20 protein-coding genes are annotated in these 23,562 nt (G+C 71.3%); 10 read left to right on the plus strand and 10 right to left on the minus strand.

Features of this window, described 5'->3' with window-relative positions:
• Positions 1–222: 222 nt before the first annotated feature.
• Positions 223–1,350, minus strand: coding sequence for an alpha/beta hydrolase (locus tag GFH48_RS18385; RefSeq protein ID WP_153289300.1), 1,128 nt, complete (start codon positions 1,348–1,350; stop codon positions 223–225).
• 225 nt (positions 1,351–1,575) lie between these two features.
• Here GFH48_RS18385 and GFH48_RS18390 point away from each other — a divergent pair, with 225 nt between their 5' ends.
• The 6 genes from GFH48_RS18390 (at position 1,576) to GFH48_RS18415 (ending at position 6,779) form a co-directional block, all read left to right on the plus strand.
• Positions 1,576–3,381, plus strand: a complete 1,806-nt coding sequence (locus tag GFH48_RS18390) for a phosphatidylglycerol lysyltransferase domain-containing protein (protein WP_153289301.1) — start codon at positions 1,576–1,578, stop codon at positions 3,379–3,381.
• Positions 3,382–3,644: 263 nt separating this feature from the next.
• Positions 3,645–4,505, plus strand: a complete 861-nt coding sequence (gene folP, locus GFH48_RS18395; protein ID WP_153289302.1) for a dihydropteroate synthase — start codon at positions 3,645–3,647, stop codon at positions 4,503–4,505.
• Positions 4,502–5,011, plus strand: coding sequence for a nuclear transport factor 2 family protein (locus tag GFH48_RS18400; protein WP_153289303.1), 510 nt, complete (start codon positions 4,502–4,504; stop codon positions 5,009–5,011). Before folP ends, GFH48_RS18400 begins: the two co-directional genes overlap by 4 nt.
• Before the next feature lie 247 nt (positions 5,012–5,258).
• Positions 5,259–5,618 carry a dihydroneopterin aldolase gene (folB, locus tag GFH48_RS18405; protein ID WP_153289304.1) on the plus strand — a complete coding sequence of 120 codons (360 nt, stop codon included), beginning with the start codon at positions 5,259–5,261 and terminating at the stop codon, positions 5,616–5,618.
• Positions 5,615–6,226 carry a 2-amino-4-hydroxy-6-hydroxymethyldihydropteridine diphosphokinase gene (folK, locus tag GFH48_RS18410; protein ID WP_153289305.1) on the plus strand — a complete coding sequence of 204 codons (612 nt, stop codon included), beginning with the start codon at positions 5,615–5,617 and terminating at the stop codon, positions 6,224–6,226. The genes folB and folK overlap by 4 nt, the downstream gene beginning before the upstream one ends.
• Positions 6,227–6,290: 64 nt before the next feature.
• Positions 6,291–6,779 (plus strand): DUF3180 domain-containing protein, encoded by a 489-nt coding sequence (locus GFH48_RS18415; protein ID WP_153289306.1) that lies wholly within the window; start codon positions 6,291–6,293, stop codon positions 6,777–6,779.
• 210 nt (positions 6,780–6,989) lie between these two features.
• Here GFH48_RS18415 and folE read toward each other — a convergent pair whose 3' ends face one another.
• The 6 genes from folE to dacB form a co-directional block, all read right to left on the minus strand.
• A complete protein-coding gene (folE, locus tag GFH48_RS18420; protein ID WP_148012311.1) occupies positions 6,990–7,595 on the minus strand; it encodes a GTP cyclohydrolase I FolE in 606 nt (201 codons plus the stop codon).
• A gap of 144 nt (positions 7,596–7,739) precedes the next feature.
• The gene (ftsH, locus tag GFH48_RS18425; protein ID WP_153289307.1) at positions 7,740–9,764 is read right to left on the minus strand and encodes an ATP-dependent zinc metalloprotease FtsH; all 2,025 of its coding nucleotides are present in this window, start codon (positions 9,762–9,764) and stop codon (positions 7,740–7,742) included.
• 199 nt (positions 9,765–9,963) lie between these two features.
• Positions 9,964–10,524 carry a hypoxanthine phosphoribosyltransferase gene (gene hpt, locus GFH48_RS18430; RefSeq protein ID WP_148012436.1) on the minus strand — a complete coding sequence of 187 codons (561 nt, stop codon included), beginning with the start codon at positions 10,522–10,524 and terminating at the stop codon, positions 9,964–9,966.
• Between the two features lie 53 nt (positions 10,525–10,577).
• A complete protein-coding gene (tilS, locus tag GFH48_RS18435) occupies positions 10,578–11,585 on the minus strand; it encodes a tRNA lysidine(34) synthetase TilS (protein WP_153289308.1) in 1,008 nt (335 codons plus the stop codon).
• Positions 11,586–11,778: 193 nt separating this feature from the next.
• On the minus strand, positions 11,779–12,912 hold the full coding sequence (locus GFH48_RS18440; protein WP_153289309.1) for a zinc-dependent metalloprotease: 1,134 nt from the start codon (positions 12,910–12,912) through the stop codon (positions 11,779–11,781).
• Positions 12,913–13,509: 597 nt separating this feature from the next.
• A complete protein-coding gene (gene dacB / locus GFH48_RS18445) occupies positions 13,510–15,123 on the minus strand; it encodes a D-alanyl-D-alanine carboxypeptidase/D-alanyl-D-alanine endopeptidase (protein ID WP_153289310.1) in 1,614 nt (537 codons plus the stop codon).
• 79 nt (positions 15,124–15,202) lie between these two features.
• Between dacB and GFH48_RS18450 the strand changes: the two genes are divergently transcribed.
• Both GFH48_RS18450 and GFH48_RS18455 read left to right on the plus strand, forming a co-directional pair.
• On the plus strand, positions 15,203–15,694 hold the full coding sequence (locus GFH48_RS18450; protein WP_148012437.1) for an inorganic diphosphatase: 492 nt from the start codon (positions 15,203–15,205) through the stop codon (positions 15,692–15,694).
• Positions 15,695–15,803: 109 nt separating this feature from the next.
• On the plus strand, positions 15,804–17,444 hold the full coding sequence (locus GFH48_RS18455; RefSeq protein WP_153289311.1) for a threonine/serine exporter family protein: 1,641 nt from the start codon (positions 15,804–15,806) through the stop codon (positions 17,442–17,444).
• A 36-nt stretch (positions 17,445–17,480) separates the two neighbouring features.
• Here the strand turns inward: GFH48_RS18455 and GFH48_RS18460 are convergent, their stop codons facing one another.
• Positions 17,481–18,629 carry a DedA family protein gene (locus tag GFH48_RS18460; protein ID WP_153289312.1) on the minus strand — a complete coding sequence of 383 codons (1,149 nt, stop codon included), beginning with the start codon at positions 18,627–18,629 and terminating at the stop codon, positions 17,481–17,483.
• 189 nt (positions 18,630–18,818) lie between these two features.
• Positions 18,819–19,580, minus strand: coding sequence for a MerR family transcriptional regulator (locus GFH48_RS18465; RefSeq protein ID WP_153289313.1), 762 nt, complete (start codon positions 19,578–19,580; stop codon positions 18,819–18,821).
• 122 nt (positions 19,581–19,702) lie between these two features.
• On the opposite strand from GFH48_RS18465, the gene GFH48_RS18470 reads away from it, so the two are divergent.
• Positions 19,703–20,989, plus strand: a complete 1,287-nt coding sequence (locus tag GFH48_RS18470; protein ID WP_153289314.1) for an ion channel protein — start codon at positions 19,703–19,705, stop codon at positions 20,987–20,989.
• Between the two features lie 88 nt (positions 20,990–21,077).
• Entirely contained in the window at positions 21,078–22,484 is a 1,407-nt protein-coding gene (locus tag GFH48_RS18475) for a glutamate decarboxylase (RefSeq protein ID WP_153289315.1), read from the plus strand.
• A gap of 412 nt (positions 22,485–22,896) precedes the next feature.
• On the opposite strand, the gene GFH48_RS18480 is transcribed toward GFH48_RS18475, so the two are convergent.
• The gene (locus GFH48_RS18480; protein WP_153289316.1) at positions 22,897–23,538 is read right to left on the minus strand and encodes a PadR family transcriptional regulator; all 642 of its coding nucleotides are present in this window, start codon (positions 23,536–23,538) and stop codon (positions 22,897–22,899) included.
• Positions 23,539–23,562: the final 24 nt, after the last annotated feature.

A 23,562-nucleotide genomic window follows, 5' to 3' on the forward strand; every position in this document is an offset into this window, starting at 1 on the left:
GGGCCTGATCCATGGGCCGGACCCGCCCTCCGGGACCCTTCGGCTTTCCGAAAGCCCTTCGAGGTCGCGTTTCTCGCCGAATAGGCGGCGGAACGGCCGGGGGAACGCGCCGCGAAACAGTCGGCGGGAATTCTCCGGATCTTCTCCGCCGAGTCGATCGCACTCTCCGGAGGGGCCGTCAGCGCTCCCCGGAGGGGCCGTCCCCGCTCGCCGGAGGACCCGTCAGCGGTCGCTCAGCATCCCGCTGATCCACTGGAGCGTCCCCGGGATCTCCCTTCGCCACGTGTTGAAGTTGTGACCACCGCTGTCGAGGATGATCGACGCGATCCCGGTGCGCCCGGTGCCCTTCACCTGGTCGATGAACCGCAGCGTGTCCTTGTAGTTGTGCTCGCCCACCTTGCTGCTGGTGACCAGCAGCGACGTCTTGGGCGCGGGATTGTGCCGCAGGTACCAGCGCAGGTCGGCCGCGTTGCGCAGCAGCCGGTCCCCATGGAAGAGATCGCCCGTCGTCGGGTCGATCGGCGCCCTGTAGTAGGGCGACAGGCCCGCCCCGGCGGCGTACGTCTCGGGGTGGTGCATGGCCAGCTTCAGCGCGCAGTAACCGCCCGTGGAGTCGCCGACGATGCCCCAGCTCCCGGGCCTCTTGCCCACCCTGTAGTGGGCCGACACGACCTCGGGAAGGTCCCTGGCGAAGAAGGACTCGGTCTGCGGGCCGCCCGGGATGTCCACGCACTCGGTGTCCCGCGGCGGCGCGACGGTGGGCCGCATCATGACCAGGATCATCGGCTGCATCCTGCCGTCCTTGGCCAACTCGTGGGCCGTCTGCGGGTAGTGCAGCCCCTTGATGAGCGCCTCCGCCGTGCCCGGGTATCCGGTCAGGACCGTGGTCGCCGGGAAGGTGCGGGTGCGGTACCGCGACTGGAAGTACTCGGGGGGCAGATAGACGTACGCCGGAGTGGCGATGTGTGTCGTACGGCCGACGATGTCGACCTTCTGGATCTGACCACCGACCTGCGGCCGGGCGCCCCCCGCCACATTCACCTGCCGGGTGTCGACCACCTGGAGAGGCCCGCCGGCACCGCCCCGGCCCGATTGGTCGACCACCACGCCCTGGCCGCTCTCCTGACCGAGGAGGTCGGCCCAGCTCGCGTAGAAACCGAACGCCTGATTGGCGAACAGGCCGATCGAGGCGAAGACCGCCACCTGGGTGACCAGGAGCAGGCCGATCCGTCCGCCGACAGCCCGCCAGTTGCGCCGCGCCAGCCGTGGCCACCACCACACCGTGCCGGCGAACAGCAGCACGGCGAACAAGATCGCCAACACCAGCACCTTGTTGCTCGTGAGACCCATGGACTGTTCCCGCCTGCGCTTCCCGTCCCGGGCCCGCCCTGCTCCTTCGCAGGAGCTTGCCCCGGACTTTCCTTGCCTTTTGAACCGGCTTTCCGATGGGGAGTGAACCTGACCCCCCAAGACACCGTCCTAGAGGGCGCAATGTCGCCGGATGCCGGAATGGCACCGGAATCAAGGTCTCTCGCAGAACTACGGGATGCGATGTCTGTCAGGATAGATGGGGAAATGTCGGGTGGGGTTCCAGACCGAACAGGTGGGACGCGACGCATAGTCCGTGGTCCCCGCCCTGAGGCCGTCCCCGCCCTCGTCGCCAGGGCCTGCACGCTCGTAGGGGTCCTGGACATCGCCGCCGGCGTCTTCCCGCGCTTCCGGCGCAGTCGTATGCACGCCCTGGCCGAGGTGCTGCCGGGTTCGTTCGGCCCCTTCGCCGCGGCGCTCTCGCTCAGCGCGGGCGTGCTCCTCCTGCTCCTCGCTCACGGCCTGCGCCGCCGCAAGCGCCGGGCGTGGCGCGCCGCCGTGGTGCTGCTGCCGGCCGGCGCCGTCGCCCAGTTCGCGTACCGCCACTCGATCATCGGCGCCGTCATCTCCCTCGCGCTGCTGGCGCCGCTGCTGCGCCACCGGAGCGAGTTCGCCGCCCTGCCCGATCCGCGCAGCCGCTGGCGGGCACTCGCGAACTTCGTCCTCATGGGCGCCGGCTCCCTCGTCCTCGGACTGGTCATCGTCAGCGTCCACGAGGACCGGATGGTCGGCGACCCGAGCGTGGCCGACCGCATCGCGCATGTGCTCTACGGCCTGATCGGCTTCGAGGGACCCGTCGACTACGCCGGACCCACCTCCTGGACGGTCGCCTTCTCGCTCGGCGCGCTCGGCTGGCTGACCGCCGTCACGACGATCTATCTGGCCTTCCGCCCCGAACACCCCGCCGCCCGCCTCACGCAGGACGACGAGGCCCGGCTGCGGACCCTCCTCGACAAGCACGGCGGCCGCGACTCCCTCGGTCACTTCGCGCTCCGCCGTGACAAGGCCGTCGTGTTCTCGCCCAGCGGCAAGGCGGCCGTCACCTACCGCGTCGTCTCCGGCGTGATGCTGGCCAGCGGCGATCCCATCGGTGACGTCGAGGCCTGGCCCGGCGCCATCGAACGCTTCATGGACGAGGCCAAGGCCCACTCCTGGACCCCGGCCGTCATGGGCTGCTCAGAGACGGGCGGCGAGGTGTGGACCCGGGAGACCGGCCTCGACGCCCTCGAACTGGGCGACGAGGCGGTGGTGGACGTCGCGGATTTCTCCCTCGCCGGGCGCGCGATGCGCAACGTGCGCCAGATGGTGAAACGCATCGAACGGGCTGGCTACGAGACCCGGGTGCGGCGCATCCGTGACCTGAGCGAGGGCGAACTGGACCGGATACGCCGCGCCGCGGAGGCCTGGCGCGGCACGGACACCGAACGCGGCTTCTCCATGGCGCTCGGCCGCATCGGCGACCCGTCCGACAGCGACTGCCTGATCGCCACCGCCCACAAGGCCGACGAGGTAGCCAGCCCCTACGGTGACCTGAAGGCCGTCCTCCACTTCGTCCCGTGGGGCACCGACGGGGTCTCCCTGGACCTCATGCGGCGCGACCGCGCGGCCGACCCCGGCATGAACGAACTCCTCATCGTGGCCGCGCTGGAGGCGTCCCCCAGGCTCGGCATCGAGCGGATCTCGCTCAACTTCGCGATGTTCCGCTCGGCGCTGGCACGCGGCGAGAAGATCGGTGCGGGGCCCGTGCTGCGCGCCTGGCGGGGACTGCTGGTCTTCCTCTCCCGCTGGTTCCAGATCGAGTCCCTGTACAAGTTCAACGCCAAGTTCCGTCCGCGCTGGGAGCCCCGCTTCGTCGTCTACGCCTCCTCCAGCGACCTCCCCCGCATCGGCTTCGCCGCCATGCAGGCTGAGGGCTTCGTGAACCTGGCCCTTCCCGGCCTGCTCCGCCGCCGCGTCCGGGCTCCGCGCCCCTGCGCGCACGGGGTGACGGAACACGGGGTCAGGCCGGCGTAGCCGCCCGGACCGGCCCCCGTGGCCGGGGCGGGGCCCGTTGCCCCGGGCCCCGGCCCCGGGGGCCCTCGCCCCGGCCATGGGGGCCCGCATCCCTGAGGGGGCCGGACCATGCAGGCCTCCGTCCGGGAGGGGCCGGACCATGAGGCCCCATGCCTCAGGGGGCCGTGGACAGCACCCGGACCGGCGGCGAGACAGCCCCGGGACCCCGGTCACGCACGACCCGCGGAGGAATCCGGCCCGCACCGGAGGCCTAGGCTGGACGTATGAGCACTGAGCGCCGGCGCGGCCACGTCGCGGGACTGCCGACCTGGGACCGCTGCGCGGTCATGGGAGTCGTGAACGTCACGCCCGATTCCTTCTCGGACGGCGGACGCTGGTTCGACACGACGGCCGCCGTCAAACACGGCCTGCACCTGGTCACCGAGGGCGCCGACCTGGTGGACGTGGGCGGCGAGTCGACCCGCCCCGGCGCCTCCCGCGTCGACGAGACGGAAGAGCTCAAGCGGGTGATCCCGGTCGTCCGGGGCCTGGCCTCCGAAGGCGTCACCGTCTCCGTCGACACCATGCGGGCCAGCGTCGCCGAGCAGGCGCTCGCCGCGGGAGCCGCCCTGGTCAACGACGTCAGCGGTGGTCTCGCCGACCCCGCGATGATCTCCGCAGTCGCCGCGGCGGGAGCCCCCTTCGTGGTCATGCACTGGCGCGGCTTCCTGGAGGGCGGCAACGTGAGGGGCACCTACGCGGACGTCGTCTCCGAAGTCGTCGACGAACTGCGCGCACGCGTGGACGCCGTCCTGGCCGGCGGTGTCAGTCCGGACCGGATCGTCGTCGACCCGGGACTCGGCTTCTCCAAGGACTCCGAGCACGACCTCGCGCTCCTCGCCCACCTCGACCGGCTGGGCGGGCTCGGCCGTCCGCTCCTGGTCGCGGCGTCACGCAAACGCTTCCTCGGTCACGTCCTGGCGGGCCCCGAGGGCGCCCCGCCACCGGCCCGCGAACGGGACGCCGCCACCGCCGCCGTCTCCGCGCTCGCCGCCCACCAGGGCGCCTGGGCGGTCCGTGTCCACGAGGTACGGGCCACCGCAGACGCCGTACGCGTCGCCCGGGCCGTCGAGGGAGCCCAGTGAGCGCACCGCGCACCGATGTCGAGCAGGTCGAACTCGCCAACACCGCCTTCTACGAGGCACTGGAAAGGGGCGACTTCGAGGAGCTGTCGTCCCTCTGGCTGGCCCCTGCGGACACCGTGGGCGACAGCGGCGACAGCGAGGACGGCGAGGACGCGGCCGCGGACATCTCCTGCGTCCATCCCGGCTGGCCGGTCCTCAACGGCCGCGGCGAGGTCCTGCGCTCGTACGCGCTGATCATGGCCAACACCGAGTACATCCAGTTCTTCCTCACGGACGTGCACGTCTCCTTGACCGGCGACACCGCGCTGGTCACCTGCACCGAGAACATCCTCAGCGGCGGCCCCCCGCCCGACGACAGCGACGAGCTCGGTCCCCTGGTGGGCCAGCTGGTGGTCGCCACGAACGTGTTCCGGCGTACGGACGACGGCTGGAAACTCTGGTCGCACCACGCCTCCCCCGTCCTCGCCGAATCCGGCGAGGACGACGACGAGGAGACGCCCGGTTGAGCGGCCGCGCGCCCGGCGGGACCAACGAGTGGCTGGAATCACGAACCGACGGGTAGGGGCGGCCACCGGCCCGTGAGCCGCCGCGTTCCCGGGGGAAACGCCCGGTGAAGCCTCGTGACCATCCTGTGGGCGCGCGGCCCCGCGGGCCGACACTGTCAGTGCCCGCGGGTAGATTCGTCCGAAGGCCGGTGTGCCGACCGCACGCGGTGCACGACGGGCCCTACCGACGATTGCAGGAGTGATTCGCGTGGATCGTGTCGCGCTGCGCGGCCTCAAGGCTCGCGGACACCACGGTGTCTTCCAGAAGGAACGCGAAGAGGGACAGCCCTTCATCGTGGACCTGTCGCTGGGCCTGGACACCCGGCCGGCCGCGGCCGACGACGACCTGACGAAGACCGTGCACTACGGCATCGTGGCGGAGGAGGTCGTGGCCATCGTCGAGGGCGAGCCCGTCGACCTCATCGAGACCCTCGCCGAGCGCATCGCCCAGGCCTGCCTCAAGCACGACGGGGTAAGGGAGGTCGAAGTCTGCGTCCACAAGCCGGACGCTCCGATCACGGTCCCCTTCGACGACGTGACCGTCACCATCACCCGGAGCCGAGTATGACTGCGTCCTACGCCGAGGGCCACAGCGACCCCACGGTCCAGCCCGTGCCCGCCTCCGTGGTGGAGCGCGTGGACGCGGCCGACACGACACTGCAGAACCCGAAGCGGGCGGTCCTCTCCCTCGGCTCGAACCTGGGCAACCGGCTGGAGACCCTCCAGGGCGCCGTCGACGCCTTGGAGGACACCCCCGGCGTCCGCGTCAAAGCGGTCTCGCCGGTCTACGAGACGGAGCCGTGGGGCGTCGAGCCGGGCAGCCAGCCGTCGTACCTCAACGCGGTCGTGGTCCTCAGGACCACCCTCCCCCCGTCCTCGCTCCTGGAGCGGGCGCACGCGGTCGAGGAGGCCTTCGACCGCGTGCGTGACGAGCGCTGGGGCGCGCGCACGATCGACGTGGACATCGTGGCGTACGCCGATGTCGTCTCGGACGACCCGGTCCTGACGCTCCCTCACCCGCACGCCCACGAGCGGGCCTTCGTCCTCGCCCCCTGGCACGACGTGGAACCCGAGGCCCAGCTGCCCGGGCGCGGCCCGGTGGCACAGCTCCTCGCCGGTGTCGCCCAGGACGATGTCGCGCCCCGCGCCGACCTGGAACTCCGGCTGCCCGAGTAGTCGTTAAGGTCAAGACGACCAGAGGCCGGACGACCGTCCGGGGGTGGGCGACCGAAGGGGCAAAGTGAAAGAGCTGCGGATCAGGACGCTGGCCGCCGTGTTCGTCGTGGCGGGCGTGCTGTCCTGGGCGGGAGCCCGGCTGTGGAACGCGGTGGGGACGCTTCCGCGCGTCCCGCTGGCCGCCCCCATCGTGCTGGCCCTGATCGCCGTCGTGCTGCTGTCCACGGCGCTCTCGCTGCGCGCCCGCCTCAAGGCCCAGCGCGAGCGCCGCCCCGGCGCCAAGGGCGTCGATCCGCTGATGGCGGCCCGCGCGGTCGTCTTCGGCCAGGCGAGCGCCCTGGTCGCCGCCCTGGTGTCGGGCATGTACGGCGGCGCGGGCGCGTTCCTGCTCGAGTCCCTGGACGTCCCGGCCCTGCGCGACCAGGCCATCTACGCCGGCTTCTCGGTCCTGGCCGGCATCGCCGTCATAGCGGCCGCCTTCTTCCTGGAGCGCGTCTGCAAGCTCCCGGAGGACGACGACAACGAACACGGCGGCGCGGCCCCGGCCGCGTGACACCCGTACGGCACCGCCACCGCGCCACCAACTGACCCCCTGTGCCCCCTGTGCACGCGCCGGGCCACGCCCGGAGGGCACGACCGCACCAGGACCGCGCCCGGTGCGCCGAGAGCGGGCTCAGCAGGCTCAGCGGGCTCAGCGGGCTCAGCGGGCTCAGCGGGCTCAGCGGGCTCAGCGGGCTCAGCGGGCTCAGCGGGCTCAGCGGGCTCAGCGGGCCATGATCAGGCTCATCGCCTCGTTGCGGGTGGCGGGATCGCGCATCTGGCCGCGCACCGCCGACGTGATGGTCTTCGCTCCCGGCTTGCGGACACCGCGCATCGACATGCACATGTGCTCGCACTCCACGACGACGATCACGCCACGCGGCTCCAGGATCTCCATCAGGGAGTCGGCGATCTGCGTGGTGAGCCGCTCCTGGACCTGCGGCCGCCGGGCGTAGACGTCCACGAGCCGGGCCAGCTTCGAGAGCCCCGTGATCTTGCCGTCCGCGGACGGGATGTACCCGACGTGGGCCACCCCGACGAACGGGACCAGATGGTGCTCACAGCTGCTGAGGACCTCGATGTCCTTCACCAGCACCATCTCGTCGTGCCCGAGGTCGAAGGTGGTCGTCAGGACGTCCTCGGGCCGCTGCCAGAGCCCGGCGAATATCTCCTTGTACGCCCTGGCCACCCGCCCCGGCGTCTCCCGCAGGCCCTCACGCTCCGGGTCCTCGCCGACCGCGATGAGGAGCTCTCGTACGGCGTTCTCGGCGCGCTTCTCGTCGAACTCGCCGATCGAGCCCTCGCCGTCCAGCGTCACGGGGTCGGTCATGTGGTCCTCGTTCCTGTGCCTCTCGGCGCGTGCGGTTCGACGCGCCGACGTGCGGGCATACCGAAATGCCGCGCCCCCCAGGCTAAAACCTGGGGGGCGCGGCAGTCATTCCGGCCCTGCTGAGGCCGTCGTGAGCTGAGCGGGTCAGCTCTCGGTGCGGTCCTCGGGAGCGGCTTCCTTCGCCGGGACGGACTCCGTCTTGGCGATGGACGGCGTCGCGCCGTTCGCCCCGTTCGTCAGTGACAGCTCCTTGGGGGAGAGCACCGGCGGGCGGGTGGACGGCGTGCGGCGGGAGGAGCCGGTCCACGCGGGGCGGGCCGGGCGCTTCACGATGGGAGCGAAGACCTCGGCGATCTGCTCCTTGCTCAGCGTCTCCTTCTCCAGCAGCTGCAGCACCAGCGCGTCCAGAACGTCGCGGTTCTCGACCAGGATCTCCCAGGCCTCGTTGTGCGCGTTCTCGATGAGCTTCTTGACCTCTTCGTCGACGAGCGCGGCGACCTCTTCCGAGTAGTCGCGCGGGTGCGACATCTCCCGGCCGAGGAACGGCTCGGTGTTGTCGCCGCCGAACTTGATCGCGCCGAGGCGCTCGGTCATGCCGTACTGCGTGACCATCGCGCGGGCCGTCGCGGTGGCCTTCTCGATGTCGTTCGCGGCACCCGTGGTGGGGTCGTGGAAGACGAGCTCCTCGGCCGCGCGGCCGCCCAGCATGTACGCCAGCTGGTCCAGCATCTCGTTGCGCGTCGTGGAGTACTTGTCCTCGTCCGGCAGGACCATCGTGTAACCGAGGGCCCGGCCCCGCGACAGGATCGTGATCTTGTGCACCGGGTCGGAGTTCGGAGACGCCGCCGCGACCAGGGCGTGACCGCCCTCGTGGTACGCGGTGATCTTCTTCTCCTTGTCCGACATGATCCGGGTCCGCTTCTGCGGGCCCGCGACCACACGGTCGATCGCCTCGTCCAGCATGTTGTTGTCGATCAGCTTCAGGTTGCTGCGCGCCGTCAGGAGCGCGGCCTCGTTCAGCACGTTGGCGAGATCGGCACCCGTGAAACCGGGGGTGCGGCGCGCGACGGCCGACAGATCGACGTCCGGAGCGACCGGCTTGCCCTTCTGGTGAACCTTGAGGATCTCCAGACGGCCCTGCATGTCCGGGCGGTCGACCGCGATCTGGCGGTCGAAGCGGCCGGGGCGCAGGAGGGCCGGGTCGAGGATGTCGGGCCGGTTCGTGGCGGCGATGAGAATCACACCGCCCTTCACGTCGAAGCCGTCCATCTCGACGAGCAGCTGGTTCAGCGTCTGCTCGCGCTCGTCGTGACCGCCGCCGAGGCCGGCGCCGCGGTGGCGGCCGACCGCGTCGATCTCGTCGACGAAGACGATCGCCGGGGCGTTCGCCTTGGCCTGCTCGAAGAGGTCACGGACACGGGAGGCGCCGACACCGACGAACATCTCGACGAAGTCGGAACCCGAGATCGAGTAGAACGGGACGCCCGCCTCACCCGCGACGGCGCGCGCGAGCAGCGTCTTGCCGGTACCGGGAGGCCCGTACAGGAGCACACCCTTGGGGATCTTCGCCCCGACGGCCTGGAACTTCGCCGGCTCCTGCAGGAACTCCTTGATCTCCTGGAGCTCCTCCACCGCCTCGTCCGAACCCGCGACGTCCGAGAACGTCGTCTTCGGGGTGTCCTTGGTGATGAGCTTCGCCTTGGACTTCCCGAAGTTCATGACCCGGGAGCCGCCGCCCTGCATCTGATTCATCAGGAACAGGAAGACGACGACGATGAGGACGAAGGGGAGCAGCGACAGCAGGATGCCCAGGAACGGGTTCTGCTTGGACGGCGAGACGGTGTAGCCGTCCGGAATCTGCTTGTTCTGGTACTTGTCCTGCAGGGTGTTGGCCAGGGCCACACCCTGGTCGCCGATGTAGCTCGACTGGATCTTCGAGCTGCCATCGACCTTCTCGCCGTCCTTCAGCGAGACCTTGATGACCTGCTCGTCGCCAGTGGTGATCTTGGCCGACTCGACCTTGTTGTCATTGATCGCCTGGACGACCTGGCCGGTGTCCACTGTCTTGTAGCCGCCGGACGAGCCGACGACCTGCATCAACACGACCACGGCAAGGACGGCCAGCACGATCCACATGACCGGCCCACGGAAGTATCGCTTCACGTCCATCCATACGGAGCGGAGCCGCCCCGTCCCTCCTGCCATAGTGAGTTTGATAAAGACTTAGAAAGACTGTTCTTCGGACGGTACCCCAGCATTGTCACCCGAAGCCGCAGGGGACGACTGACAATCCCGCCCACGCATGCTCCAACGGCGCGAAACCCGCTGGGGTTCCCGGATCGTCATACGAAGACCGGGACTCGGGGGTTCAGCCGCCGTAGACGTGGGGCGCGAGCGTACCGACGAACGGGAGGTTGCGGTACTTCTCGGCGTAGTCCAGGCCGTACCCGACCACGAACTCGTTCGGGATGTCGAAGCCGACCCACTCCACGTCGATCGCGACCTTGGCCGCCTCCGGCTTGCGCAGCAGCGTGCACACCTTGAGGGAGGCCGGCTCGCGGGAGCCGAGGTTGGAGATCAGCCAGGACAGGGTCAGCCCGGAGTCGATGATGTCCTCGACGATCAGGACGTGCTTGCCCTTGATGTCGGTGTCGAGGTCCTTGAGGATCCGCACCACACCGGAGGACTGGGTGCCCGCGCCGTACGAGGACACCGCCATCCAGTCCATCGTGACGGGGGTGGACAGCGCACGCGCGAGGTCCGCCATGACCATGACGGCGCCCTTGAGCACCCCCACGATCAGCAGGTCCTTGCCCGCGTACTCCGCGTCGACCTTCGCGGCCAGCTCAGCCAGCTTGGCGTCGATCTCTTCCTTGGTGATGAGCACCGACTTGAGGTCGGTGCCCATGTCTTTCGCGTCCACCCGCATCACTTTCGGTCGTCCCGCCGACTGTCCCGGCCCTCCCCGGAGGGGGGCGCGGTTCAGCTCTGCCGAATCACCAGTCTGCCACCCTGCCGCTGCGCGACGACTTTGCCCGGGAGATTGATGACTCCCTGACCGCGCCAGCCGGTGATCAGCCGGTCGACTTCCTCGATGTGGCGGGCGAACAGCGAACCGGCCGGGGCGCCCGCCTCGATGGCGGCCCGGCGCAGGATCCGGCGGCGCACGGCGGGCGGCAGGGCGTAGAGCTTGGCGCACTCCAGGAGGCCCGCGGTGTCACGCACGGAGGCCTCGGCCTGACGGGCCCAGGCGTCGAGGGCGTCGGCGTCGTCACGGGACAGCTGAGCCGTACGGGCGAGAGCCCCGACCACTCCTTTGCCCAGCGCCTTCTCCAGGGCGGGCAGACCCTCGTGGCGCAGCCGCGAACGGGTGTAGGCCGGGTCGGCGTTGTGCGGGTCGTCCCAGACGGACAGCGACTGGACCATGCAGGCCTTGCGCGCGGTCTGCCGGTCGAGGTGCAGGAAGGGGCGCCGGTAACGGCCGCCGGCCCCCGAGACCTCGGCCATCCCGGACAGCGAGCGGATGCCGGAGCCGCGGGCGAGGCCCAGCAGAACCGTCTCGGCCTGGTCGTCGCGCGTGTGTCCGAGGAGGATCGCGGCGGCGCCGTGACGCTCGGCGGCGGCGTCCAGGGCGGCGTACCGGGCGTCGCGGGCGGCGGCCTCGGGGCCGCCGTCACGGCCCACGGTCACGGCGAGGGACTCGACGGGTGCCATGCCCAGCTCGACGAGGCGTCCGACCACGTCGTCGGCGCGCAGATCGGAGCCGGACTGCAGACCGTGGTCCACGGTGATGCCACCGGCGCGCACGCCGAGTTTGGGGGCCTCGAAGGCGAGGGCGGAGGCGAGCGCCATCGAGTCGGCGCCGCCGGAGCAGGCTACGAGGACGAGCGGGGACGACTCGTCCGGGGGGCGGGTGTGGTCGGTGAGGATGTCGTGGAGTACGCGGCGGACCGCCAGGCGTATCGCCGCGACCGCAGGATGGGGACCCATGTCCGGTTCCCTTCATGAAGTTTTCGGGGGGTGAGCCCGAGTTTCGGTCACTCAGAGTGTGTCGATGGTGACAGAAACAGGCCGTTCCCCGAGCATTGCACGCCTACGCATGGCCCACGGTCCCTCGGACGGGTGATTGGAGGGGCGTTCACCTGCCGTCGGCCGGATTCGTCTCACGACCTTGCCGTAGGGTTCACGACTCCGTCTTGCGGTGCACCCGCGCGACCCAGTCCGCCGGTTTGGCGATCTCCGTCTTCGTCGGGAGCGTGTTCGGGGAAGTCCACACACGGTTGAACCCGTCCATGCCCACCTGTTCGACGACCGCGCGCACGAACCGCTCGCCGTCCCTGTACTGCTTCAGTTTGGCGTCCAGGCCCAGCAGTTTGCGCAGGGCGAGGTCGAGGCGCGAGGCACCCTTGGCCCGGCGCTGCTGGAACTTCTCGCGGATCTCCCCGACGGAGGCGACCACCTCCGGGCCCACGCCGTCCATGACGAAGTCCGCGTGCCCCTCCAGGAGCGACATCACGGCCGTCAGCCGGGCCAGGATCTCCCGTTGGGCGGGGGTCTGCACGATCTCGACCAGTGAGCGGCCCTCGTCCTCCTCCTCGCCCTCGGGCCGCCCGCCCGCGAGCGACTGCGCCGCCTCCCTGATGCGTTCCAGGACCGTCATGGGGTCGACCTCGGTCTCCGCCAAGAAAGACTGGATTTCGCCCTCCAGGTGGTCCCGCAGCCAGGGCACGGCCGTGAACTGGGTGCGGTGGGTCTCCTCGTGCAGACACACCCAGAGGCGGAAGTCGTGGGGCTCCACGTCGAGTTCGCGCTCCACGTGGACGATGTTCGGCGCGACCAGCAGGAGCCTGCCGCCGCCGTTCTCGCCGGCGGGCAGTTCGCGGGTCGCGGGGGCGAAGGTCTCGTACTGGCCGAGGACCCGCGACGACAGGAACGACAGCAGCATGCCCAGCTCCACACCGGTCACCTTGCCGCCGACGGCTCCGAGGACGGCTCCGCCCGGTCCGCTCCCCCGGCGTTCCTGCATCTTGTCCAGCAGGGGCTTGAGGACCTCCCGGAACCCGGCGACGTTCGCCCGGACCCAGCCGGGGCGGTCGACCACGAGTACGGGGGTGTCGTGGGTGCCCTCCGTGCCCATCCGCGTGAAGCCCCGGACGTGCGCCTCCGACGCCTTCGCGTGCCGGCGCAGCTCCGCCACGACCTCCCGGGCCTCGTCGCGGCTCACGTCGGGGCCGGGCCGCACAAGCCGGGTCGCGGTCGCCACCGCGAGATTCCAGTCGACCATCCCAGTAGATGCAGCACCACCGATGCTCGTCATGCGTCAACCGTACGTGAGGGGGTCCGGCTGCGGTTAGGGGTACGGCGCCGGATGAGTCCGCCGCCCGGGTCGGGCGGGGCTCGTGTGGCAGCGGGGACTCAGGACTCGTCGGCGCGTCCGGCGGGGCCGGTCTGCGTCAGGTGGTCGGCGATCGGCGGTTCTCGTCGGAGCGGCGGTCCTCGTCCGAGCGGCGGTCCTCGTCCGAGCGGCGGGCGGTGTGCGGTGCCGTCGCGCGGCGGCGGATCTCCCGTGCGCGGGGCGCATCCGGGGAAACCGGCGACGCGGCGGGACGCCGTGCCGGCCGCGCCCGCCCGGTCGGGCGCGGCCCAGGGCGTGTTGCGGATGTCCCGCCCGCTTCCGCGCGGCGGCCGGCGGGGCGCCGACCGTGACCGGCACGGCGGGGTCCGCGCCCTCACGACCACCGGCCGGCCGCCCAGGAGCCGCCCCGTGGTCCGCGGCGGATCGGCGCGCGGCGTCGGACGCGGTGCGTCGTGCGGCGGAGGGCCGTGCTCGTACGGGGCGTGTCCGGTCGATCCGGCGGCGCGGCGCGGTGCCGTGGCTGTCGTCGCGTACCCGCGCGGGCTCGCGGGGCCGTCCTCAGCGGCAGCCGCAGCCCGCCAGTGCCGAGGCCGTGTCGTCCAGGGCCGACTGGGCCGCCGCGGGGTCGGACGTGCCGGAGGCCAGGAAGGCGAAGGCCAGGAGCCGGCCGTCCGCGTCGACGACGGTGCCCGCCAGGGTGTTCACCCCGGTCAGGGTGCCGGTCTTGGCGCGTACGACGCCGGGGCCCGAGGCGTCGTCGGTGTAGCGGTCGCTGAGGGTGCCCGTGAAACCCGCGACCGGGAGGCCGGTCAGGACCGGGCGGAGTTCGGGACGAGCGGGGTCACCGGCCTTCACCAGGAGCGCGGTGAGCAGGTCCGCCGTCAGCCGGTCGTCCCGGTTGAGGCCGCTGCCGTCCGTGAAGTGCGCCCCGGACAGCGGGAGTCCGAGCTTGCGCAGCTGCGCGTCGATCGCCGCGGCACCGCCGGCGAAGCTCGGCGGGCGTCCCGTGGCGACGGCGACCTGACGCGCCATGGCCTCCGCGATGTCGTTGTCGCTGTTCGTCAGCATCCGCTCCACGAGGGCGGACAGGGGCGGCGAGGAGACCGAGGCGAGGGCCTGCGCGCCGCTGGTGGCTTTCGACAGGCCGGGGGACGTGGTGTCGATGCCCTTGGCCCGCAACAGCTCCGCGAACGTGGCGGCGGCGCCCGCCGCCGGGTCCGCGGTGCGGTCGGCCGGGCCGCTGCTGGAGGCGTCGGTACGGCCCTCGTCGGCCGACAGGGCGCTGACCGGCGCGAGGTTGGGGTTGGGGCCGATGGGGTGCACGGCGGGACCGGCGTAGAGCGAGGTGTCGTACGAGAGCGTCACCCGGTCCAGGTGACGGGCCTTCAGCGCTTCCGCCGTGTCGTCGGCGAGGGTGCGCAGGCTCGCCCACTCCCCCGCGTCCTTGCGGGCGGTCAGGGTCGGGTCGCCGCCGCCGACGAGGACGACCTCCTTGGTGCCGGGCTCCAGCACCGTGCGGGTGGCGAGGCGGTGGTCGGCGCCCGCGGCGGAGAGCACGGCGACCGCGGTGGCGATCTTGGTGGTGGAGGCCGGGGTCTGCGCCGTGCCGGCCCCCTTGCCGTACAGCCGTCCGCCGGTCGCCACGTCGACGACCACCGCCGTGCGCCGGGCGCCGAGCGCGGGAACCCCCAGGAGCCGGTCGAGGGTGGTCGCGAGGGCCTTCTCGTCCGGCGCGGGCGCGACGGACGTGGCACGGCCGAGGCCGGTGAGCACGGACGCGGCGCTGGGCGCGGGTTTGGGCGACGCGGGGGACGTATCGGCTTTCCGCCCGTGATCTGCGCCACCCTGCCGGTCCCGCGATGCGGCCCAGTCGCGCTCCGCCGTACGCTGACCGGTGGAGTCCCAGGGACCGGCCACGGCCACCGCCCCGGCCGCGAGCACCAGGCCTGCGGTGGCGGCCACGGCCGTGAGCTGCGGGGTCGTGATCCTCCCGGAGCGCGGCCGCAGGGCTTGAGCGACCCGCACCAGCTGCGGCCGTACGGACCGCGCAGCCCGTCTCACCTGCGGCTGAACGGCCCGCGCGACCCGCGTCACGCGCGACTGAACGGCCCGCGCGACCCGCAGCACATGCGGTCTCGCGGCCCGCCAGGCCCTCAGCTCTGGCACGACCACCAGCCCCTTTCGCGATCACCCACCAGCGTGAGGGACACTTAACCACCAGAACTATGTGTTGATCATGGAGGAGCCACCGGTGGAGTTCGACGTCACGATCGAGATTCCGAAGGGTTCGCGGAACAAGTACGAGGTGGACCACGAGACCGGTCGGATCCGCTTGGACCGTCGACTCTTCACCTCGACCAGCTACCCGGCCGACTACGGCTTCGTCGAGAACACTCTCGGCGAGGACGGAGACCCGCTGGACGCGCTGGTCATCCTGGACGAGCCGACCTTCCCGGGCTGCCTCATCCAGTGCCGCACGATCGGCATGTTCCGTATGACGGACGAGGCCGGCGGCGACGACAAGCTGCTGTGCGTCCCGGCGCACGACCCGCGTGTGGAGCACCTGCGCGACATCCACCACGTGTCGGAGTTCGACCGCCTGGAGATCCAGCACTTCTTCGAGGTCTACAAGGACCTGGAGCCCGGCAAGTCCGTCGAGGGTGCCAACTGGGTGGGCCGCACGGAGGCCGAGGCCGAGATCGAGCGCTCCTACAAGCGGTTCAAGGAGCAGGGCGGTCACTGATCCCTCCTGAGATCCGCGGGCCGCGCCACCCCTGCCGGGGTGGCGCGGCCCGTTCGCGTATCAGTGCCCATACTGGGGCGTACTGGACCTGTGCAGTCGGGAGCAGTGGGTGACGGAAGCGGAGGACCGCAAACCGCAGTCGGACGAGGCGAGGAGCGCCTTCGTCCAGCCGGACGGTGTGGCGCAGGCGGTCGAGGACGAGTCGGGGACGACGTCGGAGTTCGCGATCCCCAAGGGAATGGCGCCCCGGGAGCCGGCGGCCGCGGAATCCGAGGGGTCGGCGTTCAGCACGCCGCGCACCTACAGCGCGCGGCACGCCCCGCCGGCCTTCACCCCCGCGACCGGCGTCCCCGTCGTCAGTCTGACCAAGGACGTGCCCTGGCAGGACCGGATGCGCACGATGCTGCGCATGCCCGTGACCGAGCGCCCGGCACCCGAGCTGGTCCACAAGGAGGACGATTCGGGGCCCGCCGTCCCGCGCGTGCTCGACCTGACGCTGCGTATCGGCGAGCTGCTGCTGGCGGGCGGCGAGGGGGCCGAGGACGTGGAGGCGGCCATGTTCGCCGTCTGCCGCTCCTACGGCCTGGACCGCTGCGAGCCGAACGTCACCTTCACCCTGCTGTCGATCTCGCACCAGCCGTCCCTGGTGGACGATCCGGTGACGGCCTCACGGACGGTACGCCGCCGGGGCACCGACTACACCCGCCTGGCGGCCGTCTACCGGCTCGTCGACGACCTGAGTGACACCGAGACCGGGATCTCCCTGGAGGACGCCTACCGGCGGCTCGCCGAGATGCGGCGCAACAGGCACCCGTACCCCGGCTGGGTGCTGACGGGCTCCAGCGGGCTGCTCGCGGGCGCCGCCTCGGTGCTCGTCGGCGGCGACGCCGTGGTGTTCGTCGCCGCGGCGCTGGGCGCGATGCTCGGCGACCGGCTCGCGTGGCTGTGCGCCGGGCGCGGGCTGCCGGAGTTCTACCAGTTCACGGTGGCCGCGATGCCGCCGGCCGCGATCGGGGTCGCGCTCCAGCTCGCGCACGTCGACGTGAAGGCGTCCGCGGTGATCACCGGTGGGCTCTTCGCGCTGCTGCCCGGGCGGGCGCTCGTCGCCGGTGTGCAGGACGGACTGACAGGCTTCTACATCACCGCGTCCGCGCGCCTGCTGGAGGTCATGTACCTCTTCGTGGGCATCATCGTCGGCGTCCTGCTGGTGCTGTATTTCGGCGTGAAGTTCGACGCCCAGCTCAACCCGGACCAGGCCCTGAGCATCTCCGAGCGCCCCTTGGTGCAGATCGCCGCGTCCATGCTGCTGTCGCTGACCTTCGCGGTCCTGCTCCAGCAGGAACGGTCCACCGTCCTCGCGGTGACCCTCAACGGCGGGGTGGCCTGGTCGGTGTACGGGGCGATGCACTACCCGGGCGGCATCTCACCGGTCGCCTCGACGGCCGTCGCGGCGGGCCTGGTGGGCCTCTTCGGGCAGCTCCTGTCCCGCTACCGCTTCGCCTCCGCGCTGCCGTACACGACCGCCGCGATCGGGCCCCTGCTGCCCGGTTCGGCCACGTACTTCGGGCTGCTGTCCATCGCCCAGAACAACGTCGACAAGGGGCTGGTGTCCCTCACGAAGGCCGCCGCGCTCGCGATGGCCATCGCGATCGGGGTGAACCTGGGGTCGGAGATCTCCCGGCTGTTCCTGCGGGTGCCCGGCGGGTCCGCCGCGGGACGGCGGGCCGCCAAGCGGACCAGGGGCTTCTGAGCGGCTCACGCCCTTTGCGGGGCGCGGCCCCCGCGTTCAGTTCTGGGGGTAGCCCTGGTGGTACGGGTTCTGCCGCTCGTCGTACGGCTGCTGCGGGTAGCCCTGCGGGTACTGCTGGGGCGGGTAGGCCTGGCCCTGTCCGTGGTTCGGGTCGTGATCCTGGCCGTAGTCCTGGCCCTGGCTCCGGCCGTAGTCCTGGCCCTGGCCCTGGCCCTGGTAGTAACCCTGGTCCTGGTTGCCGTACGGCTGCTGGGGCTGCTGGGGCTGCTGGGGCTGCTGCTGCGGGTATCCCTGGCCCTGGGCGTACTGGTCCTGCTGCCGCGGGTATCCCTGGCCCTGCGCGTACTGGTCCTGCCGGCGCGGGTCCGGCCGGTTGGGGTCCTGCCGGTACGAGTCCTGCTGGTACGGGTCCTGCTGGTAGGGCTCCTGCTGGTACGGGTCCTGGCCCTGGCCCTGCTGCGGCCCGCGCATGCGCAGCGGGCGCGTGGCGTCGTCCATGACGGGGGCCGTGAACTGCTGCGGGTATCCGGCCGGGCCCTGGGGGGCCTCCGGCTCCGGCGGGTTCTTCCTGGCCTTGGAGCGCGCCCGCAGGAACTCGATGGCGATCGGGACCACCGAAACGAGGACGATCAGGATCAGGATCGCCTCGATGTTGTCGTTGACGAAGGCGATGTTGCCGAGCCAGGAGCCGAGCAGCGTGACGCCCGCGCCCCACAGGACGCCACCGATGATGTTGAACGTGAGGAAGGAGCGGTACCGCATGCCGCTGACGCCCGCGATGATCGGCGTGAACGTCCGCACGATCGGCACGAAGCGGGCCAGGACCAGGGACTTGGGGCCGTACTTCTCGAAGAACTCGTGCGCCTTGACCACGTTCTCCTGCTTGAAGAGACGGGAGTCCGGGCGGGTGAAGAGCGAGGGGCCGACCTTCTTGCCGAAGAGGTAGCCCGCCTGGTCGCCGAGGATCGCGGCGACGCAGATCAGGGCGACGGCCCCCCACAGCGGGAAGTCCAGCTTGTTCGACGCGATCAGCAGACCGCAGGTGAACAGCAGCGAGTCGCCCGGCAGGAAGAAGCCGATGAGCAGGCCGGACTCCGCGAAGACGATGAGAAGCAGGCCCCAGATGCCGAAGTTGTCCAGGAGCGTGTTCGGATCCAGCCAGCTTGGACCGAGGGCAATCGTCACGGTTCCGGGCTCCTGAGGGGTGAAAGAAGAGGCGGCGTCCTGGTACGGCGTCAAAGCTATCAACGCATTGTGTCCACGCCAGGTTCCACGGATGTCCCCAGCATGCACTGTGGCCCCACCGGCACGAAGCCGTGAGCCATGGGCACCGAAGGATACGGTCGCCGCCGGGGACCCGCGGACCGGCCGACGTCAGCCTCCGTGTCGCGTGGCGTTCGCCGCGATCGCCTCCCTCAGGTGTTCGGCGAGCCCCGGCCGCATGGAGTCGTAGAACTCCTTGAACCGCTCGTCGGCCACGTACATCTCGCCGAGACCCCGGTGCGTCTCGTACGAGCAGCCGTAGAACCACCGGGTGATGTGGAGCCGGTGCTCCTCGGCCATGTCCATGGCGCGCTCGCCGGTCGCGGGCTCACCGGCCTCCATCAGGGCGTCGTAACGCTCGCCCCAGGAAGCCACCTCGGCCTGCATGCGCTTCCAGTCGTCCTTGGTGTAGCGGGCGGCGCGGCGCTGCGACTCGGCGTACGCCTCCGTGCCTCCCCAGCGCCGCTCGGCCTCCTCGGCGTGTGCCTCGGGATCCTTGTCCCCGAAGACCTCGAACTTCTCCTCGGGCGTGAGATCGATACCCATCGTGCGTGCCTCCATGGCGTGCTCCACGGCCGCGGCCATCCTCTGCAGTTTCTCGATCCGGGCGGTCAGCAGGTCGTGCTGGCGGCGCAGATGCGCGCGCGGGTCCGCCTCCGGGTCGTCGAGCAGGGCGGCGACCTCGTCGAGGGGAAAGCCGAGCTCCCGGTAGAACAGGATCTGCTGCAGCCGGTCGAGGTCGGTGTCGCCGTAGCGCCGGTGACCCGCGTGACTGCGCCCGCTCGGCACGAGCAGGCCGATCTCGTCGTAGTGGTGCAGGGTGCGCACCGTGACCCCGGCGAACCCGGCGACCTGACCCACCGAATGGCTCACTCTCCGCTCCTTCCTCCGTACGCGCTTCAGCCTGGCCCCTGACGTCACGTGAGGTGCAAGCGCGGATCCGGAGCGGCGCCGCTCCGGATGTGATGTCCGTTTTGCCCGCTTAGGGTGACCGCGTGACCCACGACGCGGCCCGGCAGGCACATGCCTCCGCCCCGGCGACCCCCGCGCGGGCGCTGCTGCCGCTGATCGTCCCGGCACTCGTCGTCGGTGTCGCGGCCAGCCTTCTGTTCCTGGGCGTGAGCGCGCTCGCGGAGAAACTTCAGGGGGTGCTCTGGAACGGCCTCCCCGAGTCGCTGGGTGTCGGCCGGTACTCCGTGGTCTGGATGCTCGTCGTCCTCACCGCGACGGGCGTACTGGTCGGTCTGGTGGTGTGGAAGGTCCCGGGTCACGCGGGCCCCGACCCCGCGACCCTCGGGCTCTCGGCGCCCCCGGTGGCGCCCGCCGTGCTGCCGGGCCTGCTGGTGGCGACCGCGCTGATGCTGGCCGGCGGTCCGAGTCTGGGGCCGGAGAACCCGATCATCGCCACCAACATCGCCCTCGCGTTCTGGCTGGGTCGCAGGTTCGCGCCAGGGCTGTCCGGCGGTCTGTGGGCGGTGCTGGCCGAGGCGGCGACGCTCGGTGCGCTGTTCGGGACGCCGGTGGCGGCGGCACTGGTCATCTCCGAGGCGTTCGCCGGACAGCGGCTGGAGGGCAAGCTGTGGGACAACCTGTTCGCGCCGTTGACCGCCGCCGCCACGGGTGCCACGACGACCGCCCTGGTGGCCCATCCGGCCTTCGACCTCCATCTGCCCCCGCTCGGACCGCCCGACGGCGGCAACGTCCTGGCCGCGCTCGTGATCGCCTCCGCGGCGGCGCTGCTCGGCATGGCGGCGGTCTACGCCTTCCCGTACGTCCACGGCGCCTTCTCCCGGCTCGGGCACCCCATGCTGGCGCTCCCGCTCGGCGGGCTCGTCCTCGGCCTGCTGGGCGCCTTGGGCGGGCATCTGACGTTGTTCAAGGGGCTGGACGAGGTCGGCGAGCTGGCCGGGAACCCCGAGGGCTGGTCGGCCGGGCAGTTCGCCACGATGACGGTGGTGAAGCTCGCCGCCCTGGTCGTCGCCGCGTCCTGCGGGTTCCGGGGCGGCCGGATCTTCCCGGCCGTCTTCATCGGCGCCGCCTTCGGCCTGTTCGCCCACGCGCTCGTCCCCGCGGTCCCGGCCGCCCTCGGCGTGGCCGCGGGGGTGCTGGGCATGCTCCTCGCGATCACCCGGCAGGGCTGGCTGAGTCTGTTCACGGCGGCCGTCCTGGTCGCCTCTCCCACGATCCTCGCCCTGCTGTGCATCGCGACCCTGCCGGCCTGGCTGCTGGTGACCGGCAGACCGCAGATGCAGCTCCACCACGACGGAACCGCCGTTCGTTGACCCCACAGGACCCCACAGGCCCCTCCTACTCCGCCCCTCTCCACCCCCGACCCTGCGGCCCCGACCCTGCGACGCGATGGGAGAGCTCATGCCGCTCCACAAAGGCCCCGAGAACCCCGACGAGCGACCGATGTCCGTCAACCCCTTCTTCGGGGACGCGAACCCACTCGGCGACATGACCGAGGCCCCGCCCAAGCACCGACTCCCGGACCGGCCGCTGACCCCCACGATCGCCTACCAGCTGGTCCACGACGAACTGATGCTGGACGGCAACGCACGGCTGAATCTCGCCACCTTCGTCACCACCTGGATGGAGCCGCAGGCCGGGGTGCTGATGGGCGAGTGCCTCGACAAGAACATGATCGACAAGGACGAGTACCCACGCACCGCCGAGCTGGAGCGACGCTGTGTGGCCATGCTCGCGGACCTGTGGAACGCGCCCGATCCCGGTTCCGTCGTGGGCTGTTCCACGACCGGTTCGAGCGAGGCGTGCATGCTCGCCGGGATGGCGCTGAAGCGGCGCTGGTCGCAGCGGAACGCGGACCGCTACCCGGGGGCGCGCCCCAACCTCGTCATGGGGGTGAACGTCCAGGTCTGCTGGGAGAAGTTCTGCAACTTCTGGGAGGTCGAGGCCCGCCAAGTACCCATGGAGGGCGACCGGTTCCACCTCGACCCGCAGGCGGCGGCCGAGCTGTGCGACGAGAACACCATCGGGGTCGTCGGGATCCTCGGCTCCACCTTCGACGGGTCCTACGAGCCGATCGCGGACCTCTGCGCGGCCCTCGACCGGCTCCAGGAGCGTACGGGCCTGGACATCCCCGTCCATGTCGACGGGGCGTCCGGCGCGATGATCGCCCCCTTCCTGGACCCCGACCTGGTCTGGGACTTCCGGCTGCCGCGTGTGTCGTCCATCAACACCTCGGGGCACAAGTACGGGCTCGTCTACCCGGGCGTCGGCTGGGCACTGTGGCGGTCACCGGCCGAACTGCCGGAGGAACTCGTCTTCCGCGTCAACTACCTGGGCGGCGACATGCCGACCTTCGCGCTCAACTTCTCCCGGCCCGGCGCGCAGGTCGTGGCGCAGTACTACACCTTCCTGCGGCTGGGCCGGGAGGGCTACCGCGCCGTCCAGCAGACGACCCGTGACCTGGCCCGCGGACTCGCCTCGCGGATCGAGGCGCTGGAGGACTTCCGCCTGCTCACCAGGGGCGACCAGCTGCCCGTCTTCGCCTTCACGACCGCGCCCCACGTGAGCGCGTACGACGTGTTCGACGTGTCCCGGCGCATGCGGGAGAACGGCTGGCTGGTGCCCGCGTACACCTTCCCGGCCAACCGGGAGGACCTGTCCGTACTACGGGTGGTGTGCCGCAACGGCTTCTCGGCCGACCTCGCCGACCTCTTCCTGGAGGACCTGGACCGGCTGGTGCCCCAGCTGCGCCGACAGCCGCATCCGTGGACCCGGGACAAGCAGCGGGCGACCGGCTTCCACCACTGACGGCACGGGCCGCGCCCCGCCTCCCGCCCCCTGGGGGCTCCGCCCCCGGACCCCCGCATCGGCCTGGACGGCCTCGTCCTCAAGCGCCGGACGGGCAGGAGACGCGGGCCCGCGCCGGATGAGCGGGACATGCGAGCCGACGCCGGACGGTCCCGGCCCGCCCGGTGCCTTTCAACGCGGGCCCGCACCCCCAGCCCGTCCGGCGTTTGAGGACGAGCCCTTCGGGCGACGGGTGGTCCAGGGGGCGGAGCCCCTTGGCGGGGGTCTAGGGGGCGGAGCCCCTTGGCGGGGGTCCAGGGGGCGGAGCCCCTTGGCGGGGGTCTGGGGGCGGAGCCCCCAGGGACGGGATGATGCGGCCCCCGCTCGAGCGAAGCCGAGAGCGTGGGGGAAGGGCGACGACGACGCGGCAGCGCTACGTGTGGTCCGCAGGATGCGCCACCCCCGTCGCGTACGGGTTCTCCTCACCCTCCCCCAGCACCCCGACGAAGGGCGGGCCCTCCCCGGCGAACGTGTACGCCCCACCCTCGATCCGCTCGATGAGCCCCCGGGTCCAGTCCGCTCCGGAATCCGCGGAGTGGACCCAGAAGTTCATGATCTCCCCGATGTGCCCGAGCTGCCCGGGACCGCCCTCGGGGGTGTAGTACCCGGTGACGGACGCGCGCCACTCCTCGATGGCGCGCACCCGCTCCCTCAGCAGCCCGAGGACCTCCCCCCGGTCGAGGTCGACCATGAGGCCGAGCGCGGCCGAGAGGGCGTCGGGCTTCTGGTCCTGGGTGGTCAACGACCGGCGCAGCAGCGCCAGATACTCCTCGGTGCCCGTGTCCGTGACCTCGTACTCGGTGCGCGGAGGCCCGCCCGCGGTGGACGGCGCGGTCTCGTGGGCGTGCAGCAGTCCCTGTTTCGCCATCTGCTTGAGCGCGTGGTAGATCGAACCGGGCTTGGCGTTCGACCACTCGTGCGCGCCCCAGTACTCGAGGTCGTTGCGCACCTGGTAGCCGTGGGCCCGCCCGTGCCGGCGCACGGCTCCCAGCACCAGCAGACGGATCGTTGACATGGGCCCAAGGTTATGGCCGTGCCC

It is taken from the genome of Streptomyces fagopyri (assembly GCF_009498275.1).
Classification (GTDB): domain Bacteria; phylum Actinomycetota; class Actinomycetes; order Streptomycetales; family Streptomycetaceae; genus Streptomyces; species Streptomyces fagopyri.